The sequence below is a fragment of the uncultured Duncaniella sp. genome (genome assembly GCF_910578445.1).
In the GTDB taxonomy this organism is placed as follows: domain Bacteria; phylum Bacteroidota; class Bacteroidia; order Bacteroidales; family Muribaculaceae; genus Duncaniella.
The window spans coordinates 1-21,345 of sequence record NZ_CAJTQC010000028.1; the positions used below are offsets into that span (position 1 = coordinate 1).

A 21,345-nucleotide genomic window follows, 5' to 3' on the forward strand; every position below is an offset into this window, starting at 1 on the left:
GGCTGATGCCTCTGCACGTTGAGTAGCACTCAAAAATTATTTAGGACAATATTGGTTTTTAACCAAAAATAAATGAAAATAAACTCAATAAATCTATTTTATTATAAAAATATTTTATACCTTTGCCCCCGCATCACCGATTTGCATTCATACAAGAATTAAAGTTAGTATATCATCACACAATACTTTCCAAAAAAATAACATTCTCAATAAATTAATACCATAACCTTAAAAATTCAACCCCTATGAAGAAAATCTTTACTCTTGCTGCCGTGGCATGCATGGCATGGTCTGTAAATGCACAGGAAATCTGGCGCGCAGCAGACTTTGACCTTACAACAGCGACACTTGAAAAACTGACAAATAATATCTATGCCGGAGGTACAGCTGAAGCCCCCGACACAAGCAAACCCGGTGAACTTAATACTTCACAAATTTCAGCATCAACAGCCAACATTACACTCACTGGCCTCTCAACCCCCAACGCAGACAAAACTATCGCTACCGGAGCAGACGCTTGGCAGCTCAAAGGCTCTGTTGATGGCAATGACGCTCTCATAGTTGACGGTTGCAAACCTCAGTTCGCACAGTACCTCATGGGTCAGGGTAACCCCGAATCAGTTTCTTGGTATTACTATGAAACAAACTCCAACGGTGACGAAGTGTTCCGTGTTGCAGGTACTTATTGGGCTCCCGGAATGGATATGCCCGCAAAAGGTATGTACTGGAAGTTTGATGCAAAAGCTGACGGAACTTTGAATACAGCTGTATATGTCAATAAGGGTAATCACATTACCTACATCATTGACGCTGCAACAAAACAGCCTCTTGCTCCCGAAACTATCGATGTTGCCATCTTCTATCAGAACACCGGTTTCGCTTTTGAAGGTAGCGTTGACGAAGGCAATGCCAAGTATCTCAATATCGGTAAAATGCCCGAAGATTATATTCTCCAGCACACTAATGGCATCACTCAGAACCGTCCTGCTCTTGGCTACGTAAGCTTCCCTGTGAAAGCCGGTCAGTCTTACTACCTCTTCAACCCCAAAAGCCAAGTTGGTCTCTATGGCTTCGAATTCACTCCCGCCGGTCAGTCAGGTATCAGCAACATCATCGCTGACGAAACCCTCAACCCCGACGCTCCCATGTACAACGTACTTGGTCAGCGCGTAAACAAGGAATACAAGGGCATCGTTATCCAGAACGGTAAGAAGTTCATCAACAAGTAATCAATTTCCCGTCATAGGATAAAAACATTAACCCCTGCTCACATTCTGATGTGATGTGAGCAGGGGTTATCTGTTTTCCTGAAATACTTATATATGGAGTGACCGGTCTACTCCCCTTCTATAAACCCGACCGTCAGTTCAACCGCACGGCGGAAAGCTTCGGGCTGACCGCCCACAGTAATAAAAAGATGGACAGCCTGAGGAAATTCAACCCGCGTCAGCCGTTGCGCCCCAACCTTCATGGCGAACTCACGGCCTTGGTCACAGAGAATATCGCGCCCGGCAGCCACAAGCAGAGTCCGTGGCAAGCGCCCCAGTGCCCATTCACTCATATCCCCGACATTGACATCGCCCGGGACGCGACCTTTGATATGCCCGATATACGCACTATTGAAAGCCTCCATCAGATCCGCGTCCAGACCATAGCCAGCGCCATAGTCATCCCACGAGGCCGAGCCGTCGGCATAAGCCTTCGTGACAGGATAGAAGCAGACCACACCTGCGAGCCGCCTGCAAGCCTCACCATCGGAAAGCGCTGTAGCCAACGCGAGATTTCCGCCCGAACTGTCGCCCCCGACAAACACCCTGTCGGCATCAGCACCAATATCCTCCGCATTCTCCAGAGCGAAACCTATCGCCCCACGGCAGTCCTCAAGTCCGGCAGGATAGGGAAACTCAGGAGCAAGACGATAGTCGACCGCCAGCACCCTTGCCTTACCGCTCGCCGCCACTTCCTGACAGAAACGCGCGCAGCTGTTGATGCTCCCTATCGTCCAGCCACCGCCATGAAAATATATCAGCAGCGGAAGCGCACTGTCGACACCCTCCGGCCCATACAGCCTCAGTGTCGGTGAAATGTCGCGCGTAGCCACCCCCTCGCGAACCGGTGGAGTCGAGTTGCGTCCGTGGCGAACACTGTTCAGAGCCACGCAATCCCCCTCTATAGCCTGCAATATAGCATCTTTCTGAGAGGATTGCAACCCGGCAGGCAATCCCCCGATAAACGCATCGGCCTCCACTCGCATGAGACTGTCAGAAACCGAAGTCTGCGCGTTCATGAAACCTGACGATGCTATCAAACAAGCAAGAGAAAAAACAATTGTCTTCATCGGATATCAATATATTGTATGCTTGGATTAAAAACGCATCAAAGATATGCAATATTCTCCGAAAAATAAATGCCGGCTTCTGACGCAGACATGCCTGCGACGGAGAAGCCGGTCATTTTTTTAAATTTAAGTACTTATAAAAAAAGAATTGATTGTCTCTCGACAACCAATCTTAGTTAACCTTAAATCTAATACCATGAAAAACACATTGCAAATTTACGAACTTTTGCAGAATCTACAAACTTTTACGCAACAAAAATCCTCCATTTTAACATATTTTTTAGCACCGTGACCAAATTTCGCCAAAACAGATGGATTTTTTGGCGGAAAAACCCATTTTTCGCAACATTTTGCCATTTCACCGTCAGGCCATACACAAATGCTAAATCCACCATATACTTTAGAAAAACTGTCAGTCAGGACACCCCCTTAATCGTAGCCCCGGATATCGAGATATGTGGGGAACATGCGATGGATATCCGGGGAACATGCCGGGGGGATATGAAATTTTACAATAGGAAAAACGCGGAATTTTTCGTAATTTTGCCAATAGAAATACAATAGACCACACTGTTTTATGAGCGAGGACAACTTCACAACAGACACACTGGACGAAAATGACGGCCTGACACCGGAAGAAAACTCACCCGGACATTCCGACAATTTTGATCCGAAAATAATCGTCGACACCAGCAACGACACAATCCGCCACCAGTTGCGCGGCATGTACCAGAGCTGGTTTCTCGACTATGCGAGCTACGTGATTCTTGAGCGAGCTGTCCCCAACATCGAGGACGGCCTCAAACCCGTGCAGCGACGCATACTCCACTCGATGAAGCTCCTCGACGACGGCCGTTTCAACAAGGTGGCCAACATCGTGGGCAACACCATGCAGTTCCACCCCCACGGCGACGCGTCAATCTACGAAGCTCTCGTGCAGCTCGGACAGAAAGAACTCCTCGTCGAGACTCAGGGAAACTGGGGCAACACCCTCACCGGTGCGGGAGCGGCAGCAGGCCGATACATCGAAGCGCGCCTGTCGCAATTCGCCCTCGACGTGGTCTACAATCCCAAGGTGACCGAATGGACCCTCAGCTACGACGGACGAAAAAAAGAGCCCGTCACACTCCCGGTCAAATTCCCGCTCCTCCTATCGAAAGGCGCTGAAGGCATCGCGGTCGGACTCTCATCGAAAATCCTCCCTCACAACTTCAACGAAATCATCGACGCCGCGATTTCCTATCTGCGCGGCGAACCGTTCACGCTCTACCCCGACTTCTTTACAGGCGGGTCTATCGACGTGTCGCGCTACAACGACGGCGAGCGTGGCGGTGTCGTGAAAATCAGGGCTAAAATCGAGAAAATCGACAACAAGACCCTCGCCATCACCGAAATCCCCTACGGCAAGACAACGGCGACACTCATCGAGTCGATAGTCAAGGCGCAGGAAGCTGGAAAAATCAAAATCCGCTCCGTGGTCGACAACACCGCCCAGACTGCCAACGTCATCGTCTATCTCATCCCCGGCACTTCGAGTGACAAGACCATCGACGCCCTCTACGCATTCACCGACTGCGAGGTGTCCGTATCGCCCAACTGCTGTGTGATTTCCGACAACAAACCCCACTTCATCGGCGTGAGCGACGTGCTCCGCCACAACGTCGACCGCACACGCGACATTCTCGGACAGGAACTGAAAATACAGCTCGGAGAGGTCCGCGAACAGCTCCATTTCGCCTCACTCGAACGAATCTTCATCGAGGAACGCATCTACAAGGACAAAGGCTATGAAGAGAGCGAGAACCGCGATCAGGCAATAGCCCACATACGCGGCCGCCTCGAAAAATTCAAAGACATATTCATCCGCGAAATCACCGACGACGACATCATACGCCTCTTCGAAATCAAGATGGGGCGCATACTCAAGTTCAACGTCGCCAAATGCGAGGAACAGATTGCATCGTTCCACGAACGCATCGCCGATCTCACCTCAAAGCTCGACAACCTCACCTCATACACCATCGACTGGTATGCCAACCTAAAACACAAATATGGAGAAGCATACCCACGCATGACCACCATCCGCAACTTCGACAGCATTCAGGCCGCAGCCGTGGCCGAGGCCAACGAGAAGCTCTACATCGACCGCGAGGAAGGCTTCATCGGGACATCGCTAAAGAAAGACGAATATCTCTGCAACTGCTCGTCGATCGACGACATCATAATCTTCTACAAAGACGGACGCTACAAGGTGGTCAAGGTTCAGGAAAAGCTGTTCGTAGGCAAGGGAATCATCCACGTCGACGTGTTCAAGCGCAACGACAAGCGCACCGTCTACAACGCCATCTACCAGAACGGCAAGGGTGGCACATACTACATGAAGCGCTTCTTCGTCACAGGTATAACACGCGACAAGGACTATAACCTTACGCCCGGACTTCCCGGAAGCAAGGTCTGCTGGTTTACCGTCAACCACAACGGCGAAGCCGAGGTGGTCAAGGTGACGCTCAAGCCCAAACTGCGACTGAAGACACTCCAGTTTGATGTCGATTTCTCCGAACTGGCCATCAAGGGCCGCAGCGCAATCGGCAACATCGTCACCCGCAACGAGGTTCACCGATTCTCGCTCAAAGCGGCCGGACGCTCCACCCTCGGAGGGCGCGACGTGTGGTTCGACCCCGATGTCATGCGAATCAACTATGACAGCCGTGGAAACTATCTCGGAGAATTCAACACGGGCGACCTCGTGCTCGTCATCCAGAAAAACGGCGAATACTACACCTCGACATTCGATGCCTCAAACCATTATCCCGACAACATACTCCGCATCGAGAAATTCAACCCCCACAAGGTATGGACGGCCATCCTCAACGATGCCGACCAGAAATATCCATATCTCAAACGCTTCACCTTCGAACCCTCGGCCAAGACGCAGCGCTATCTCGGCGAAAACGAGAAGTCGGAACTTATAATGCTCAGCGATGAACCGGGTCTGCGCGTAGAGGTGACATTCGGCGGCGCCGACTCGTTCCGTCCGGCAATGGAAGTCGTCGCGCGCGATTTCATCGCCGTCAAGTCGTTCAAAGCCAAAGGCAAACGCCTCACAACCTTTGCAATCGACCATATCACCGAACTCGAACCTGTGGCCACCGATGAAGTGGATGACGACGACGATTCGTCCGACGAACAGTCTCAACCCGAAGCTGCTCCCGAACCCGATCCCTCAATCGAGCCGGAACGCAGCGACGATGAAATCCGCGACGAACTCACCGGCCAACGCCGTCTCTTCTAACTTCCTGTCTATCAAAAAGGACATAAAGATACCGAAAGATATAGAAAGAACATAAAGGTACAAAAATTCAGAATAGACAAAAATAACACATCTTTTAAGTCTTGATTCAGGCAGAAAGAGTTTTTCAACTTATCGTGCCATACGGACTAAAAGATGTGTTATTTTTGTCTATTCTGAATTTCTGTATCTCTTTTTATACTTCTACGTCCTCAGCGCTATGCGCAGCTGCCGTTTCGGCTTCCTGCTCCTTGTCGAAGTGATTGTAGGCATCGACGATGCGCTGGACGAGTGCATGGCGCACGATATCCTTCTTCGCAAATTCAATCCGACCGATACCGGGGACATCCTTCAGCACCTTCAACGCCTGAATCAGACCCGAAGTAACCGAACGCGGGAGGTCGATCTGTGTGGCATCGCCTGTGATTATCATCTTGGCATTCATGCCCAAACGTGTCAGGAACATCTTGATTTGCTGCACGGTGGTGTTCTGAGCCTCATCGAGCACAATGACCGCATCGTTGAGCGTGCGTCCGCGCATGAAGGCAAGCGGAGCTATCTGGATTACATTCGTCTCCATGTATTCCTTAAGCTTGACGGCAGGAATCATGTCCTCGAGCGCATCGTAGAGCGGCTGGAGATATGGGTCAATCTTGTCTTTCATGTCGCCCGGAAGGAAACCGAGCTTCTCACCTGCCTCGACGGCAGGACGCGAAAGGATTATCTTGCGCACCTCGCGGTTTTTCAAAGCCCTTACGGCCAAAGCGATTGCTATGTAGGTTTTTCCCGTTCCGGCCGGCCCGAGAGCGAAAGTCAAATCATTCTCACGCACCGATTTCACCATCAGAGCCTGATTCTCATTGCGCGGGCTGATGGGCTTGCCGTTGATTCCATAGATAATCACATTGTCGTTGCGCGGAGTTTCGGGCGACTTGCCCTTGACAATGTCGAGAATCACTTCCTCGGTCAGTTTGTTGTACTTGATGCAATAATCCTCAAGCTCCTTTATGCACTTCTCGAACTCAGCCGTCTCATGCTCGTCGCCGATAACCTTGATGACCGAGCCTCGCGCTGCCATGCGCAATTTCGGGAAAAGGTTGCGGATTAGCTGCATATTGCAGTTGTTGACACCGTAGAAACTGACGGGGTCGACATTGTCTATGATTACGATTCTTTCAATCATTCAGGTGTCTTGTGTTAAATTAGTCCCTCGTTGTGGAGGAAGACATCTCGCGCGCGTTCTTTATAATATCAATATTGAGTTGTCACTCCTCAATTGTCTCCCTCTTTTATTTTATTAACTTCCGCAGTTTTATTTTTGTTTAACGGAATCGTGTACATTAGTGAAAAACTGCCCGTCACCGCCGATCCGCGCTTGCCGTAACCGGGGATAAACATCGGTTTGCCCACATCACTTTTGGTCTCGTGGAGGATGGAATGGTAAATCAGAGTCCAGCCGAGCGACCAGCTTTTGAGCACCTTCACCTTGATTCCGAAAGTCACTTCGAGATAGCCTGCGGTCGACTTCCTGTCGGCAATCGAGAATTTCCCTTCCTCGCCCCAATATCCGTCGTTGACGGTCACATTGTCAACGTTCCACTTGAAATTAGTGAATCCGTAGCGCAGTCCCATCTGGAGCTTATAGTCGGGATTGGAGTTATAGAAAAAGTTGTAGGACGCACCGATTTTGACATAGGGCGACACCGGGACTCTGAACGTGAAGTTCGACCCGTCGGGAGTGTCATTGCAATTGTCGACACCGATGGCCAGAAACGGGAAATAGCGGTTGTGGAGACTAACTTCCGCCCACACATCGCCAAGACCGTAATGCTGCCCGAAAGCCCTCATGAGAGGACTCCACAGATTGACACCTCCGATCACCTCGTGGAGAAGCGGATATTCCATCTTCGGAGGGGCAGGAAGCAACAGCGAGTCAACAACCTCCGTGCCAGTGACAGTGTCGACCAGAATCTTACGCCCCTGAGCGTCAATCTGCTCCACGACATGGGTGCGGTCGAGACGCTTCGGGCGCTCCGAATCAGGGATGGTTTTCGGGGCATCCGGCGTGACAGGGGTGACACGACGCTGTGCGGAAACCTCCATGACAGTCACAGCCATAATCACAGCCACGGCCACGCGTAGCGAAGGCGCAAAAAATGAAAATATCTGTTGGAAACTATACATCTTGATTGTCAGTCCTTAATAACATTCCTATCCCCTCATTCCTCGTCCTTCTCCGCAGTGCGGAAATAAATCTGGATTGTCTCGTGTTCGATATTGGTTATAAGCGAATCGGTCACCGCCACAGAGTCAATGAGATGAGTGGTATAGCTATAAGCCGTGATGCGGTAGTGGTACATCGCCCCGCAATCCTCCGACGCGAAATATGGCGTGGCAACATAATCGAATTTCAGCGTATCCACCAGCCACGGGAAATCGAGAGCCTTCTGTTTGTATTGAAAATAAAACTCGGTCGACGACTTGGTGGAACGGAAAGGAAGATAGAGCTGCGACACACGCGACCCCGGCCCGAGCAGCAGGGTATCGTTTGGAGCGTCAACTCCGCCGACAGCCACCGAGTCGGGTGTAATCTGCTGTTTTGTCGACATCGAGTAGAAACCTGCAAGCGGCAATGAATTCTGATTCTCCGTGCAGCCGACATTGCTACACGAACTCACCGCCGCCCAAATGCAGCCCCCGACGACAACTATATTGAAAAGCGCTTTCAAAAACTTACTTAAAAATTTTATAATTCGTACTTAATACTTTGTACTTTATAATTTGTACTCAGCACCTAATACTTAACCCTTAATCCTTAATACTTAGCACTTAATACTTAGTATCTTCCCCACTTGACAATCTCGTCAAGCTCCTTACGCTTCTTGGAGGGAATCTCGACACCTTCGGCCGGATAACCAAGCGGAATAATAGCGATAGGCTCAACGCCTTCGGGCAGACCGAAAGCCTCGGCAATCACCTTGGGATCGAAATTGCAGACCCAGCAAGTCCCCAGACCGAGCGAAGTAGCCGCCAGACAGAGATGCTCGACGGCAATCGAGACATCGACATCAGTATGGTCCTTGCCGTCGCAACCGCGATGCCAAGCCTCGTCGTGGATGCCGCATGCGATGATAAATTCGGGAGCTGTGCGTATCCACTCACGGTCATAGCTGCTAAAGATGGCAGCGCGCTGCTCGTCGGAATCAGCCACAAGGAACTTCCACGGCTGACGGTTGCAGGCCGACGGCGCAAGGCGCACGATGTCAAGGACAGTAAGGACAGTGTCGCGCTCGACCTTGCGGTCGGAATAGGCACGACATGAATAGCGCTGCTCGCAAAGACGATATAATTGAGGGTATGCGTTTGATTTCATGAGAATATCTGTAATTTTTTTAATTTTCTTTATTGGATTCCGTAACAGCCTCTTTTCTTGTCACAGTTCGCCCTTGATTTCATAATGATTGCGCCCCGGAGCGTTGCGGACAATCAGTTCACCGATAAAGCCGGTGAGAAACAGCATCGTGCCGAGCATCATCATGGTCAGAGCGAGATAAAAATACGGAGAATCCGTGACAAGTATGTAGGGATTGCCATGATACATGTCCCAGAGCTTACCGAATCCGACCACCATGACGGCAATAAAGCCGACAATGAACATGAGCGACCCGAGAAGGCCGAAGAAGTGCATCGGCTTAGCCCCGAACTTCCCGGTGAACCAGAGGGTCGCGAGGTCGAGATAGCCGTTGACAAAACGGTCGAGGCCAAACTTGGTCGTCCCGTATTTACGCGCCTGATGGTGAACCTCCTTCTCGCCTATGCGGCCGAAACCGGCATTCTTGGCAAGATAGGGAATATAGCGGTGCATGTCGCCGTAGACCTCGATATGCTTCACGACTTCAAGACGATAGGCCTTCAGACCGCAGTTGAAATCGTGCAGGTTCTTTATACCGCTCACCTTGCGTGCGGTAGCGTTGAACAGCTTTGTCGGGATTGTCTTCGAGAGCGGATCATAGCGCTTGCGTTTCCAGCCCGACACGAGGTCATAGCCGTCGCGCATGATCATTCTGTAAAGTTCAGGGATTTCGTCGGGCGAATCCTGAAGGTCGGCATCCATGGTGATTACCACATCGCCTTTCGCAGCCTTGAAACCGGTGTTGAGCGCAGGCGACTTGCCATAGTTGCGTCTGAACGATATCCCGTGCATGGCAGGATTCTTGGCGCAAAGTCCTCCGATCACCTTCCAAGAGTCATCGGTGCTTCCGTCGTCGACAAAAATCACTTCATATGTGAAGTCGTGGTCAGCCATGACGCGTTCAATCCATGCTGCAAGCTCGGGAAGCGACTCGGCTTCATTGTAAAGGGGTATGACCACTGATATATCCATAAGTCCGTGGGAATTGGGTTATTGTGATTTGTAGTAGTGAATGTGTCGTTTTCAAAGGAATATCCATGCCGCCGTGGCAATCTATTCGTCCATACGTCCGCGGCGCTGGCGCTGAAGCTTGTGGCGCATGGCAATGAGAGCACTGATGACAATCGAAAGAATCGAGCCGCTGACAATCGCCGCCATTATAATCTCGCTCACAATCGCGATGGGCGAAGGGATGAAATTGGCCTCGATCATCTGAGCGGCTATGTCGCCGGCCTCTTCGAGCGCCGTGCCGGGAGCATTCTTGCCAAGCTCTATCAGCCCCTGAAGCTGCCCCATGATGAAATCAGGCTCGATCCACTTCATGTAGACCACGAGCAGAGCACCGGAAATGAGGATTCCGCAGACAAACACCACAACTCCCAGCATCCACATCATCGGGAAGGTGGCACACTCCTGCAGTTCCTTGTCGTAGCGCCTGATGAACACGTAGATTACAGCAGGCACACAGACCACCATCGCCAGCGACAGTAGGCCCAGCAGCGGAATACCGGCTGCGAAAATCGAGCTGAAGAACATCAGCGAGAGGTAAAGGCCGAAAATGAAGCCGAAATCGGCTCCACGGCGATATGGAGAGGTTATTATATTCTGATTTGCTGTCATGGGGATTAGAACTGAGTCAGGCGAAACGGAGGCGCTTGCCGAGAACCAAGCAGGAATTCAAGCTGCCCGGACAAGCACCGAAGTCGCTCACGACTTGCAAAGTTAGGTATTTTTTGGCACTTTTTCAAGAAAGTTGTAACTTTGTACTTCAATGAAATCAATTCGCATCCCACATCTCTTCCACTGCCTGTTGATCCTGCTCGCATGCTGCATGCTGAGCGGGTGTCGCATCAGCTACAAACTCAACGGTGCAGCCATTGACTACACCGTCTACAAGACCATCTACGTATCAAACTTCCCGATTCGCGCTGCGCTCGTCTATCCGCCTCTCCAACAGACATTTGAGAACGAACTGCTCGACTACATCTCGCGCAACACCCGTCTGCGCACAGTCGACACTCCCAATGCCGACCTGCAGCTCGAAGGCGAAATCACGGGCTACAGTCTTTCGCCACAGGCCGTCACCGAAAACGCCTATGCATCACGCACGCGCCTGACCATTCAGGTCAAGGTCCGCTACATTGACAACAAGGCCGAAGGCAAGGACATCGACCAGACATTCAGCGCCTACCGCGACTTCGACAGCTCCGAGATGCTCACCGACGTGCAGGACCAGCTCTGCAACGAAATCTCCAAAGAGCTTGTCGACCTGATTTTCAACGCCACACTCGGCGACTGGTAGCCCCCCTTAATACTTAATACTTAACACTTAACACTTAAAATTTAATACTTCAAAAAACTCCTTCGACAAAGAGCCATGGACGAACCGCTAAGCCACTATCTCCGCTCCCTCTCCGACCCGGAAATACCGGTCGGGCTGTCCGACGTGGAACGACTGATGAAGGACTACCCCTTTTTCACACTTCCGGCTCTGACAATCATGCAGCGCGAAGGCAACGCCCTCCCTGCCGAAACCCGTCAGCGTCTTCTCGGGCAGATTGCACTCAACGCCCCCGATCCGGCAGCATTCGCCGCTCTCTCCGACAGCCGGCGCGACACATGGCTCAACTTCTATCCGCCCGAAAAGAAAGCCCCGGTGACGACCGAAAATGTCATCGACACCTTCCTCAACACCTACGGCCACTCATCGCCCGAGGAAGACCGCCTTCTCGAACGGCTCATCTTCAACCCGACAGCCGACTACTCCGCGCTTCTCGAACGCGAAGAAGCCGACAACCCCGCCCCCTCCGGACCGGCCGACTCGCAGACAGCACTGATCGACAGCTTCATCCTGAAACAGCAGGGAGCAACCTCCTCCACCGGCCCTGTCGAAACCGACATCGACGTCCCCGCCATAGTCCCCTTGGCCGACAACTCCATGACCACCGTGACTGCCCCCCCGGCTGCCACGCCGCCGGCCATCGAGAAATCCACAACCTGCACACCTGAAGAGGCCGCCCCGACGCAGATTCCCGCCGTTCCGTCCGACCACCCGACGGCAGTTCAGGAAACAGCCCCCGACACATCTCTAAGTGAAAGTCTTGCAAAAATCTACATCCGCCGTCGCCGTTACGACAAGGCTTTTGAAATTATTCACGGTTTGAGTTTGAATAATCCAAAAAAAAGTGTTTACTTTGCAGACCAATTGCGTTTTCTGCGTAAATTGATGCTCAATTCGAGCTTAAGCGAACAAAATAAACCATCAAATTAACTATGTATATTGTATTGATTATCCTGACGCTCATCTGCGCAGTGCTCCTGATTTGCGTAGTGCTCGTTCAGAAGTCCAAAGGCGGAGGCCTTTCGTCATCGTTTGCAGGTTCAAACCAGATTATGGGTGTGCGCCGCACCAACAGTTTCATCGAGAAACTCACATGGGGTCTCGCAGGCGCTATCTGCATTCTCTCGATTCTTGCAACATTCTCTATGCCCAAGGCAATCAACGCCAATTCATCACGCGTAAACGCCGCTCCCGCCGAGCAGGTGATTCCCGGTGATTTCAACACTGCTGCTCCTGAAGCCGCTCCCGCAGCGACTCCTGCACCCGCAGCCACTGAAACTCCCGCCGAAACTCCCGCACAGGCCTCTGAAACTGAGACTCCCGCTGAATAATCAACCCCTATCCGGATTTTTCTCCACAAAGGGTTAATCTCATACACATAGCCTGCTCTGACACATCAACAACGTCGGCGCAGGCTTTAGTTGTTGATACACCACGCCTTGACATGACCGGCGGACACTTCTCCGATAACCAAAACCTCATACCGTCACACAATACACCGCAATCGGCATGAAAGAATTTTTCCAACTTCTGATGAGGTTCGTACCTCCCTACAGGAAGTATCTTTTTCTCAATATATTCTTCAATTTCCTCGCCGCTTTTCTCACTCTTTTTTCTTTCGCCCTCATAATCCCGATTCTGGAGATGCTTTTCAAGGTGAAAGAAGCCTCCTATGAATTCATGCCGCTTGGTTCGGCCTCGCTCAAGGAAGTGGCAATCAATAATTTCTATTGGATCACACAGGAGTGCATAGGCAACTGGGGGCCGGTCGGAACGCTCGTCTTGCTTTCGGTCATGCTCGTCATAATGACAGCCCTGAAGACAGGAGCCACCTACGCGAGCCTCTACTACGTGATTCCGATGCGTGCCGGAATCGTCCGCGACATACGCAACTTCGTCTACGAAAAAATCGTGTCGCTCCCGATAGCCTATTTCACATCCGAACGCAAAGGTGACGTGATGGCACGAATGACAGGCGACGTCTCTGAAATTGAAAACTCAATCATGTCGTCGCTCGACATGCTATTCAAAAATCCTGTGATGATCATCGTCTGTCTTTCAGGCATGATCATGATTTCATGGCAGCTCACCATCTTTGTGCTGGTGCTCCTCCCGATAGCCGGAACTGTCATGGGACGCGTCGGCAAAAGACTGAAACGCAAGTCGCTACAGGGACAGCAGCAGTGGGGCACAATCATGAGCTACATCGAAGAGACCCTCGGTGGCCTGCGCATCATCAAGGCTTTCAATGCCGAAGATAAGGTCAAGCAGCGTTTCCGCGACGGCAACCAGCGCTTTTTCAACATCACCGCTTCCGTGCAGCGCCGTCAGTCACTCGCCCACCCCATGAGCGAGCTCCTCGGAACAATCACAGTGGCCATCGTGCTCAGCTTCGGCGGCATGCTGATACTCTCGGGCAAGACAAGCCTCACTGCTCCGGAGTTCATATATTATATGGTGATTTTCTACAGCATCATCAATCCGGCCAAGGACCTGTCGAAAGCGGTCTACAGCATTCAGAAAGGTCTTGCAGCTATGGAGCGCGTCGATGCCATCCTTGCCGCGACCAATCCGATCACCGACCCCGGCAAGCCGAAGGAAATCAAGGACCTCAAGGGCCACATCAATTACCACGACGTGACTTTCGGCTACGACTCCGAAAGCCCTGTCGTCAGAAAAATCGACCTTGACATACCAGCCGGAAGCACCGTGGCCCTCGTCGGGCAGAGCGGAAGCGGAAAGTCGACACTGGCCGACCTCCTTCCCCGGTTCTACGACATCGACCACGGCAGCATCACAGTCGACGGATGTGACATCCGCGACCTTCGCGTCCACGAGCTCCGAAGCTACATGGGCAACGTCAATCAGGAAGCAATCCTCTTCAACGACACTATTTTCAACAACATAGCCTTCGGCGTTAAAAACGCGACAAAAGAGCAAGTCATTGAGGCGGCCAAAATCGCCAACGCCCACGAATTCATCCTCGCCACCGAGCATGGCTACGACACCAATATCGGTGACCGCGGATGCCGCCTCTCGGGCGGCCAGCGCCAGCGCCTCTCAATCGCCCGGGCTATTCTCAAGAATCCTCCGATTCTCATCCTCGATGAAGCGACCTCAGCTCTCGACAGCGAAAGCGAGAAATCGGTACAGGAGGCACTTGAACGCCTCATGAAGGACCGCACCACACTCGTCATCGCTCACCGCCTGTCCACCATCCGTAACGCCGATCTCATCTGCGTTCTCCACGAAGGCGAGATAGTCGAACGCGGCACTCACGACGAGCTTTTCGCCCTCAACGGATATTACACCCGGCTTGTCGAAATGCAGTCGATGAACTGACATTTCAATAAGGATACTATTGCAAATATAGCACCAATAATTGTATTTCTTGACAATTTGTTTGAAAACCAGTAAAAAATGTGTATATTTGCCATTAATTGCCAATATTAGCATCTTCATTGTTTGAGCACAGAACATAAGGAATAATGGAAAAAATAGACAACTTAGACCGCAAGATATTAGAAATCGTCATGCGCAACGCGCGCATTGCCTCGAAAGATGTCGCTCAGGAATGCGGAGTCTCACGAGCTGCCATACATCAGCGCATACAGCGCATGATAGACCTCAATGTAATCACTGGCTCAGGATATCTCGTTGACCCTAAAGTCCTTGGTTATAGGACATGTACATATATCGGTGTCAACCTCGAACGCGGTGCTATGTACCGCGAGGTAGTCCCTCAGCTCGAAAAAGTCCCCGAAGTCGTCGAATGCCATTACACTACAGGCCCTTACTCGATGCTTATCAAGCTTTTCGCACGTGACAACGAGCATCTGATGGAACTTCTCAACGATAAAATCCAGATGATTCCGGGCGTAGTGGGCACTGAGACCCTCATCTCGCTCGACCACAGCATCAGCAGAGTACTCCCTGTCACCTACGACGACTGACACTTCCGTCATATCCGGCCATCCCGACATAGCAAAACACGGGAATCTGCGCATCCCCCCTTCTTTCCTTAAATTTTCCTACCTGACAGCATGAGACACATTCTCCCTCTCTTTGCCTTGACCGTCGCGCTCGGAGCGACGGCCGAGCGAATCTGTATTGACAATGACTGGCGTTTTGCCTTCGGCCACACCGATCCGGCGCGTGACTACGGGACCGGCACTGAATATTTCAACTATCTCACCAAAGCGGCATCGGTCCATAACACAGGCCCTTATGCCATGAAGTTCAACGACTCGACATGGACGGGAGTCAACCTGCCCCATGACTTTGTTGTCGACCTGCCTTTTGCCAGCGATGCAAGCCACAGCCACGGCTACAAGACCGTGGGCTACAAATATCCGGCGACCTCCGTCGGGTGGTATCGCAAGGTTATCCCCATCGCTGCAGAGGATTCCGTGATGCGTCTGTCGCTCGTCTTCGACGGCATATTCCGCGACAGCCGGGTGTGGTTCAACGGCTTCTATCTCGGTGGCGAGCCGAGCGGCTACGCTCAGCAGACCTACGACATCACCCCCTATGTCAACTGGGGCGGCGACAATGTGATTGCCGTCCGCGCCGATGCCACCCTCGAAGAAGGCTGGTTCTATGAAGGCGGAGGAATCTACCGCCATACATGGCTTGACAAAAAACCACCGCGCCACATAGCCCCCAACTCGGTAGCCGTCACCTATGTCGACGGACCTAATTCGGCTGTAACAGTCAGCGGACGCATAGCCAACCGTCTCTACGGAGTCGGCCATGCTGACAATGAGACTTGTGTTCTTAATGCCGTCCTCATCGACCCGTCAGGCAATAAGGCCGCCGAAAAAAGAATCGACATCACCGACATGCCTGCTCCCGGCGACGAGTCGGAATGGTCGCTCATACTGCGTCCGGATTCAATTATCAGGTGGGACATCGACAATCCGGCTCTCTACACAATCGGTCTCACGCTGTCCGACGGCCGGTCGGCCGACAGCGAGACCGTCGTCACAGGATTCCGCACCGTGGAGTTCGACCCCGACAGAGGAATGCTTCTCAACGGCCGCCCGGTCAAACTCAAGGGTGTCAATCTTCATCAGGACCATGCCGGAGTAGGCGCAGGCATCCCCGACGCGGTAAACATCTACCGACTCAAGGAACTGAAGAAATATGGAGTCAATGCCTACCGTTCAAGCCATAACCCGATGACTCCGGAAGTACTTGCCGCGTGCGATTCGCTCGGCATACTAGTCATCGAGGAAAACCGCCTGCTCGGCATAAACGGCTACCACACCGGCCAGCTGCGACGGATGATTGACTGCGACCGCAATCACCCCTCGATAATCCTGTGGAGCGTCGGCAACGAGGAATGGGGTGTCGAATGGGACGAAAAGGGACGCCGAATCGTCAGCGAGCTGCGCGACATCTGCCACCGCATCGACCCGACGCGCCCGATGACCGTGGCCACAAGCGGAGGGCCTATGCCCATAATACCGGCCGATGTCGCCGGCTACAATTATATAATGCAGAACCCTGTCGAAAAATACCGTGGCGAATATCCCGACCGTTGTGCCTATGGTTCGGAGGAGACATCGGGCTGCGGAACACGCGGTGTCTATTTCGACGACCGAGCCAACGGCCGCATGGCCTCGCTCAACCGCATCCCCGACCAGCGCGACAGCTGCCTCAACCGCATAGCGCGCGGATGGCAGTTCTATGCCGACCGTCCGTGGCTCGCCGGACTCTTCTACTGGACCGGTTTTGACTACCGTGGCGAGCCTAATCCGCTCGAATATCCGGCGACAGGTTCGGAATTCGGTCTGCTCGACTATTGCGGTTTCCCGAAGGACGAGGCTTGGTATCTCAAATCGTGGTGGACCGACGAACCGGTGCTCCACATCTTCCCTCACTGGAATCTCGAAGGCCACGAGGGTGAGAACATCGACCTCTGGGTGTATTCCAACATGGATGAAGTGGAATTGATTGTCAACGGTAAGAATCTCGGACGCAAGGCAATGCCACGCAACGGACATCTCTCATGGTCGGCCGTCTACCGTCCCGGCAAGGTCGAGGCACGCGGCTATAAGGATGGCCGACGGGTCATGACCGGCAAGGTCGAGACCACCGGACCTGCCGTCCGCGCTTTAGCTGACTATGCCTATTCCAAAGACGGCATCCAGATAATCAATGTCACCCTCGTCGACTCCAAAGACCGCACCGTCCCCACCGCCTGCAACCCGGTCACGATTACCTACGGAAAATCCGGCTCTGACCTCACATCTCAGCCAACAGCCTCATCGACCCACAGCAGCAATCCGTCCAGCCCCACCGAAATCAACCGCCTCATCGGAGCAGGAAACGACGGCCAGTCAACCGACTCCGAACACGGCTGTAACATACGCCTACTTGGAGCAGGAAACGGCGACCCGGCCTTCCGTGGCATCGAACGCCCGACACCCAATTCAAACTCGAAATCATTCACCATCCCGGCATTCAACGGCCACGCCCAGTTCATCATCTACAATCCCCAATCCTGCCCCGTCTCAATCCGTCTTTCAGACAACTAAAGCGTCCGCAGGACGCTGCCTTACTCATAACCCCGTACATCGGAGCGTAGCGAAGATGTGCGGGGAAAACATATCCACAAAACCGGATGTCCTGCAGGACATCGAATTACCGACCCTCGCACAGTGACAGCACACACCCCTGCCCACCGCACATTTTTCCATAACCTTCCATAACCCTACACCAAAACAAAATCGGAGTATTTGACTGTTGCGAATAAATGCCTATCTTTGCAATCGACCTGTCCGGCATGGACGAGGTATTTATATTCACACCATCACAAATGACAAACCGACAACTCATTACCATAGTCCTTACACTGCTGTGTCTCTCCCGAGCCTCAGCCTTTCCCCTTACCACCTCCACTCATGCCGCCGAAGCCGGCACAGCCATATCTGAAACCGCCACATGCAGTGTCATGACAACCGAAGCGGAAGCCGACACACCGACATCCGGGACAGCCGTATCAATAACCGACACGACGGCTACCATCCTCCGCCCCGTCTTTGCAGCATACACCGCCGAGTTCGGTTCGGCGCACCTTGCCGACACCTATCTCAGCCCCATAAAATACACCGGTTGGCACGCCGGACTCGACTACCAGCGCTATCAGGCCATGCGCTTCGACCCCGACCGCTGGACCATGCGCCTACATTTCAACCTCGGCCTCGACAAGACCGACAATCCCGCGCGCAACGCCACGATGTGGAGCATCATGCTCAACGCCGACTGGGGTATGATGCGCAAATTCCGCCCCTTCACCCCCGACCTCACCCTTGCCATCGGCGGCTCGACCGGCATCGAGGCCGGTTGCCTCTACAACCCTCGCAACGGCAACAATCCGGCATCGGCAAAGGCAGCTTGGACCGTCAACCTGACAGGCTACGCCTCATGGCGCACAAAACTGTGGCGACTGCCGGTGACACTCACCTATCAGCCCACGCTCCCGGTGGCAGGCGCATTCTTCGCCCCCGACTACGGCGAGCTTTACTATGAAATCTATCTCGGTGACCACGAAGGACTTGCCCACGCGGCATGGTGGGGCAACTACTTCAAGCTCGACAACCAGCTGACGGCCGACCTCCATCTCGGCTCGACCAACCTGCGCCTCGGCTACCACGGAGCTATCTTCTCGTCGAAAGTCAACCATGTGGTGACCAACATCTTCACCCACGCATTCACCATCGGTGTCAGCGGCGAGTGGATTTCGGTCAATCCGCGCAAGGAGATTCCCACCAAATGCCGGATGATAAACGCCTTATATTAACCTCAATCCGTCAACCGTCACACGCAAAACAATGACCCGCCTCATAACCCTCCTATCAGTCTTCACGGCGCTTGCCATCGCCACACTGTCGACATCCTGCCACAAAATCGAGGAGTATGCCGACGATCCACACGGCAACTTCGAAGCCCTCTGGACAATAATCGACGAGCACTATTGCTTCCTTGACGAAAAAGGCATCGACTGGGATGCCGTCCATGCCACCTACGCCCGTCGCATAGGCCCTGAGATGACACGCGAGGAGCTTTTCATCGTCTGCGCCGACATGCTCGACGAGCTTAAGGACGGCCACGTCAACCTCTCAGCTCCTTTCAACACCTCCTACTATCGTAAATGGTGGAGCGACTATCCGCAAAACTTCTCCGAGAGGCTCATCGAGGAGTCATATTTCAACTTCAACTACCGCCAGACAGGTGGAATGAAATTCGGCATACTGTCCGAAAACATAGGCTATATCTACTATCCGTCGTTCTCCAACCCCATCGGCGAAGGCAACCTCGACAATGTGCTTTACTTCCTGAAAAACACTCAGGGACTGATCATCGACGTGCGCGACAACGGCGGAGGCGACCTCACCAACGTAGAGACCCTCGTCAGCCGTTTCATCACAGAGCCGACCGTAGTAGGCTACATCTCCCACAAGACCGGCCCGGGCCACAACGACTTCTCCGAACCGTTTGAAATCGAATACAAACCCGCTGCAGCGGGACGCATACGCTGGGGCAAACCGGTCATCGTCATCGCCAACCGCTCGACCTTCTCGGCGGCCAACAATTTCGTGTCAGTCATGAAACTCATCCCCGGAGTCCGCGTAGTCGGAGCTACCACAGGCGGAGGCTCAGGCATGCCCTACTCATCCGAACTCCCCTGCGGATGGTCGGTGCGCTTCTCGGCATGCTCGATGCTCGACGCCGAGCGCCGCAGCACCGAATTCGGAGTCGAACCCACCGAAGGCTGTGCCGTCGACATGAACCCGCTCGAAGCCCTGTCAGGCAAAGACACCATCCTCGAATTCGCCATCAACCTCCTGCAAAATCAATAACTTTACTATTTAATCAACTTAATCAACGCTCTTAGAGCAATATCGATATACCATGTTGACAATATCGAGTTTATGTTTATAGATCTCGAATTCGCCACCCTTACAAAACAGACTATAATTATCACATCCGATATAATCATTGCACTCGGTACAATGGAAAACCACTATACCGAGTGCAACAATATCAGCCGTTCCAAAGTGACAAGATAATTGCTCCGTCAGCAAATTCCATAAATCATTAGGGAATTTTCCGAACCACATTGACAAGTCAAAGCTGAAAATATTCCGAATGAGCCCAAAGTCAACCTTCGGAATTTGCTGAATAATCACATTTGCTCTTTATATACATCAAATGTGATTTTAAACAGATTCATAGAATGCTCTAAAATGTCATAAGCATCATCTATTACGTTACACCTCGCCATTAATGTATCCAATTCACGTTCGGAGTAAGGATACGTGATTACTTTCAGAGTAAAGAATCTTTTCTGAGCCTCAATTAAACCCGAAATAGTTTGTTTTTTACGTAGGCATGATTCGTAGTATTGTTGATATGAATTGCCTAATTTGGAATTGAAATTTCGATTATACAAGTCTAATTGAATTGCAATAGATTTCGTGTACACTTCATTTGCAAACATTGTTATGTCTGAATTAAGCCTATCAAGTTCGTATGTCAATTTAAGATATGATAATTCATGTTCAAGAGAATCAACCCTATGAACAAGTATTTGAGTTACCTCTTGAGAATCTTGAGACACAGAATTTGTGGATTGTGCCTGAGCCGCAATGAAGCCAAGTACAAATACAATTGAATACAGAAATTTTTTCATACGGAGTAGTATATTATGCACCACAGTCGCCAAAAGTGCAGTTACAATGCTATGAAGCGTGGAACTGTAATGCCACGTCTTAATGCGAAGGTGGTAGGAATACCTTGATGAGCAGATGTGGGAATAACAGCCCCACGCATATGCGTGGAGACCATTACGCCATCTCTTGCTCATGTGAATAAAGTTTCCTACGCTTTTCGCATACAAGAAGAAGACATAACGCCTCTTTTTCCAAAATATCGTGATGGGACTACTCCCAATTAAA

Annotated in this window: 19 protein-coding genes; 11 read left to right on the forward strand and 8 right to left on the reverse strand. The window is 51.9% G+C overall.

Going from position 1 to position 21,345, the window contains the following annotated elements:
- Positions 1 to 245: 245 nt before the first annotated feature.
- The gene (locus tag QZ311_RS10375) at positions 246 to 1,229 is read left to right on the forward strand and encodes a hypothetical protein (protein WP_297067469.1); all 984 of its coding nucleotides are present in this window, start codon (positions 246 to 248) and stop codon (positions 1,227 to 1,229) included.
- 107 nt (positions 1,230 to 1,336) lie between these two features.
- Here QZ311_RS10375 and QZ311_RS10380 read toward each other — a convergent pair whose 3' ends face one another.
- Complete coding sequence (locus QZ311_RS10380; protein WP_297067474.1) at positions 1,337 to 2,287, reverse strand: alpha/beta hydrolase; 951 nt, start codon at positions 2,285 to 2,287, stop codon at positions 1,337 to 1,339.
- Between the two features lie 628 nt (positions 2,288 to 2,915).
- Here QZ311_RS10380 and QZ311_RS10385 point away from each other — a divergent pair.
- Positions 2,916 to 5,630 (forward strand): DNA gyrase/topoisomerase IV subunit A, encoded by a 2,715-nt coding sequence (locus QZ311_RS10385; RefSeq protein WP_297067477.1) that lies wholly within the window; start codon positions 2,916 to 2,918, stop codon positions 5,628 to 5,630.
- Between the two features lie 193 nt (positions 5,631 to 5,823).
- Here QZ311_RS10385 and QZ311_RS10390 read toward each other — a convergent pair whose 3' ends face one another.
- The 6 genes from QZ311_RS10390 to QZ311_RS10415 all read right to left on the reverse strand — a co-directional run bounded on the left by QZ311_RS10390 (position 5,824) and on the right by QZ311_RS10415 (position 10,659).
- Complete coding sequence (locus tag QZ311_RS10390; protein WP_297067480.1) at positions 5,824 to 6,810, reverse strand: PhoH family protein; 987 nt, start codon at positions 6,808 to 6,810, stop codon at positions 5,824 to 5,826.
- An 89-nt stretch (positions 6,811 to 6,899) separates the two neighbouring features.
- Entirely contained in the window at positions 6,900 to 7,811 is a 912-nt protein-coding gene (locus QZ311_RS10395) for a DUF6048 family protein (RefSeq protein ID WP_297067483.1), read from the reverse strand.
- A gap of 35 nt (positions 7,812 to 7,846) precedes the next feature.
- Positions 7,847 to 8,356, reverse strand: coding sequence for a DUF6452 family protein (locus tag QZ311_RS10400; RefSeq protein ID WP_297067486.1), 510 nt, complete (start codon positions 8,354 to 8,356; stop codon positions 7,847 to 7,849).
- A gap of 107 nt (positions 8,357 to 8,463) precedes the next feature.
- Positions 8,464 to 9,000 (reverse strand): nitroreductase family protein, encoded by a 537-nt coding sequence (locus QZ311_RS10405; RefSeq protein WP_297067489.1) that lies wholly within the window; start codon positions 8,998 to 9,000, stop codon positions 8,464 to 8,466.
- A gap of 60 nt (positions 9,001 to 9,060) precedes the next feature.
- Positions 9,061 to 10,011, reverse strand: coding sequence for a glycosyltransferase family 2 protein (locus QZ311_RS10410; RefSeq protein WP_297067491.1), 951 nt, complete (start codon positions 10,009 to 10,011; stop codon positions 9,061 to 9,063).
- Between the two features lie 81 nt (positions 10,012 to 10,092).
- Positions 10,093 to 10,659 carry a DUF4199 domain-containing protein gene (locus QZ311_RS10415; RefSeq protein ID WP_297067494.1) on the reverse strand — a complete coding sequence of 189 codons (567 nt, stop codon included), beginning with the start codon at positions 10,657 to 10,659 and terminating at the stop codon, positions 10,093 to 10,095.
- A gap of 151 nt (positions 10,660 to 10,810) precedes the next feature.
- On the opposite strand from QZ311_RS10415, the gene QZ311_RS10420 reads away from it, so the two are divergent.
- From QZ311_RS10420 to QZ311_RS10460, 9 genes are all read left to right on the forward strand, one after another.
- On the forward strand, positions 10,811 to 11,341 hold the full coding sequence (locus QZ311_RS10420) for an LptE family protein (RefSeq protein WP_297067497.1): 531 nt from the start codon (positions 10,811 to 10,813) through the stop codon (positions 11,339 to 11,341).
- A gap of 75 nt (positions 11,342 to 11,416) precedes the next feature.
- Positions 11,417 to 12,310 carry a hypothetical protein gene (locus QZ311_RS10425; protein ID WP_297067499.1) on the forward strand — a complete coding sequence of 298 codons (894 nt, stop codon included), beginning with the start codon at positions 11,417 to 11,419 and terminating at the stop codon, positions 12,308 to 12,310.
- A gap of 2 nt (positions 12,311 to 12,312) precedes the next feature.
- On the forward strand, positions 12,313 to 12,711 hold the full coding sequence (gene secG / locus QZ311_RS10430; RefSeq protein ID WP_297067504.1) for a preprotein translocase subunit SecG: 399 nt from the start codon (positions 12,313 to 12,315) through the stop codon (positions 12,709 to 12,711).
- A 178-nt stretch (positions 12,712 to 12,889) separates the two neighbouring features.
- Positions 12,890 to 14,722 carry an ABC transporter ATP-binding protein gene (locus tag QZ311_RS10435; RefSeq protein ID WP_297067507.1) on the forward strand — a complete coding sequence of 611 codons (1,833 nt, stop codon included), beginning with the start codon at positions 12,890 to 12,892 and terminating at the stop codon, positions 14,720 to 14,722.
- Positions 14,723 to 14,868: 146 nt separating this feature from the next.
- Positions 14,869 to 15,333 (forward strand): Lrp/AsnC ligand binding domain-containing protein, encoded by a 465-nt coding sequence (locus QZ311_RS10440; RefSeq protein ID WP_123615675.1) that lies wholly within the window; start codon positions 14,869 to 14,871, stop codon positions 15,331 to 15,333.
- Positions 15,334 to 15,423: 90 nt separating this feature from the next.
- Complete coding sequence (locus QZ311_RS10445; protein ID WP_297067516.1) at positions 15,424 to 17,922, forward strand: glycoside hydrolase family 2 TIM barrel-domain containing protein; 2,499 nt, start codon at positions 15,424 to 15,426, stop codon at positions 17,920 to 17,922.
- Positions 17,923 to 18,203: 281 nt separating this feature from the next.
- Positions 18,204 to 19,187, forward strand: a complete 984-nt coding sequence (locus QZ311_RS10450; protein ID WP_297067519.1) for a DUF3316 domain-containing protein — start codon at positions 18,204 to 18,206, stop codon at positions 19,185 to 19,187.
- 31 nt (positions 19,188 to 19,218) lie between these two features.
- Positions 19,219 to 20,247, forward strand: coding sequence for a S41 family peptidase (locus QZ311_RS10455; protein ID WP_297067522.1), 1,029 nt, complete (start codon positions 19,219 to 19,221; stop codon positions 20,245 to 20,247).
- A 72-nt stretch (positions 20,248 to 20,319) separates the two neighbouring features.
- Positions 20,320 to 20,457: a hypothetical protein gene (locus QZ311_RS10460; RefSeq protein ID WP_297067524.1), complete on the forward strand. Its 138-nt coding sequence runs from the start codon at positions 20,320 to 20,322 to the stop codon at positions 20,455 to 20,457.
- Between the two features lie 116 nt (positions 20,458 to 20,573).
- Here QZ311_RS10460 and QZ311_RS10465 read toward each other — a convergent pair whose 3' ends face one another.
- Positions 20,574 to 21,080: a hypothetical protein gene (locus QZ311_RS10465; RefSeq protein WP_297067527.1), complete on the reverse strand. Its 507-nt coding sequence runs from the start codon at positions 21,078 to 21,080 to the stop codon at positions 20,574 to 20,576.
- Between the last annotated feature and the right edge of the window lie 265 nt (positions 21,081 to 21,345).

Excerpts from the sequence above, each read along its gene's own strand:
- QZ311_RS10375 (WP_297067469.1), top strand. The coding sequence starts at position 246 with ATGAAGAAAATCTTTACTCTTGCTGCCGTGGCATGCATGGCATGGTCT.
- QZ311_RS10380 (WP_297067474.1), bottom strand. The coding sequence starts at position 2,287 with ATGAACGCGCAGACTTCGGTTTCTGACAGTCTCATGCGAGTGGAGGCC.
- QZ311_RS10385 (WP_297067477.1), top strand. The coding sequence starts at position 2,916 with ATGAGCGAGGACAACTTCACAACAGACACACTGGACGAAAATGACGGC.
- QZ311_RS10390 (WP_297067480.1), bottom strand. The coding sequence starts at position 6,810 with ATGATTGAAAGAATCGTAATCATAGACAATGTCGACCCCGTCAGTTTC.
- QZ311_RS10395 (WP_297067483.1), bottom strand. The coding sequence starts at position 7,811 with ATGTATAGTTTCCAACAGATATTTTCATTTTTTGCGCCTTCGCTACGC.
- QZ311_RS10405 (WP_297067489.1), bottom strand. The coding sequence starts at position 9,000 with ATGAAATCAAACGCATACCCTCAATTATATCGTCTTTGCGAGCAGCGC.
- QZ311_RS10410 (WP_297067491.1), bottom strand. The coding sequence starts at position 10,011 with ATGGATATATCAGTGGTCATACCCCTTTACAATGAAGCCGAGTCGCTT.
- QZ311_RS10415 (WP_297067494.1), bottom strand. The coding sequence starts at position 10,659 with ATGACAGCAAATCAGAATATAATAACCTCTCCATATCGCCGTGGAGCC.
- QZ311_RS10420 (WP_297067497.1), top strand. The coding sequence starts at position 10,811 with ATGAAATCAATTCGCATCCCACATCTCTTCCACTGCCTGTTGATCCTG.
- QZ311_RS10425 (WP_297067499.1), top strand. The coding sequence starts at position 11,417 with ATGGACGAACCGCTAAGCCACTATCTCCGCTCCCTCTCCGACCCGGAA.
- secG (WP_297067504.1), top strand. The coding sequence starts at position 12,313 with ATGTATATTGTATTGATTATCCTGACGCTCATCTGCGCAGTGCTCCTG.
- QZ311_RS10435 (WP_297067507.1), top strand. The coding sequence starts at position 12,890 with ATGAAAGAATTTTTCCAACTTCTGATGAGGTTCGTACCTCCCTACAGG.
- QZ311_RS10440 (WP_123615675.1), top strand. The coding sequence starts at position 14,869 with ATGGAAAAAATAGACAACTTAGACCGCAAGATATTAGAAATCGTCATG.
- QZ311_RS10445 (WP_297067516.1), top strand. The coding sequence starts at position 15,424 with ATGAGACACATTCTCCCTCTCTTTGCCTTGACCGTCGCGCTCGGAGCG.
- QZ311_RS10450 (WP_297067519.1), top strand. The coding sequence starts at position 18,204 with ATGACAAACCGACAACTCATTACCATAGTCCTTACACTGCTGTGTCTC.
- QZ311_RS10455 (WP_297067522.1), top strand. The coding sequence starts at position 19,219 with ATGACCCGCCTCATAACCCTCCTATCAGTCTTCACGGCGCTTGCCATC.
- QZ311_RS10460 (WP_297067524.1), top strand. The coding sequence starts at position 20,320 with ATGTTTATAGATCTCGAATTCGCCACCCTTACAAAACAGACTATAATT.
- QZ311_RS10465 (WP_297067527.1), bottom strand. The coding sequence starts at position 21,080 with ATGAAAAAATTTCTGTATTCAATTGTATTTGTACTTGGCTTCATTGCG.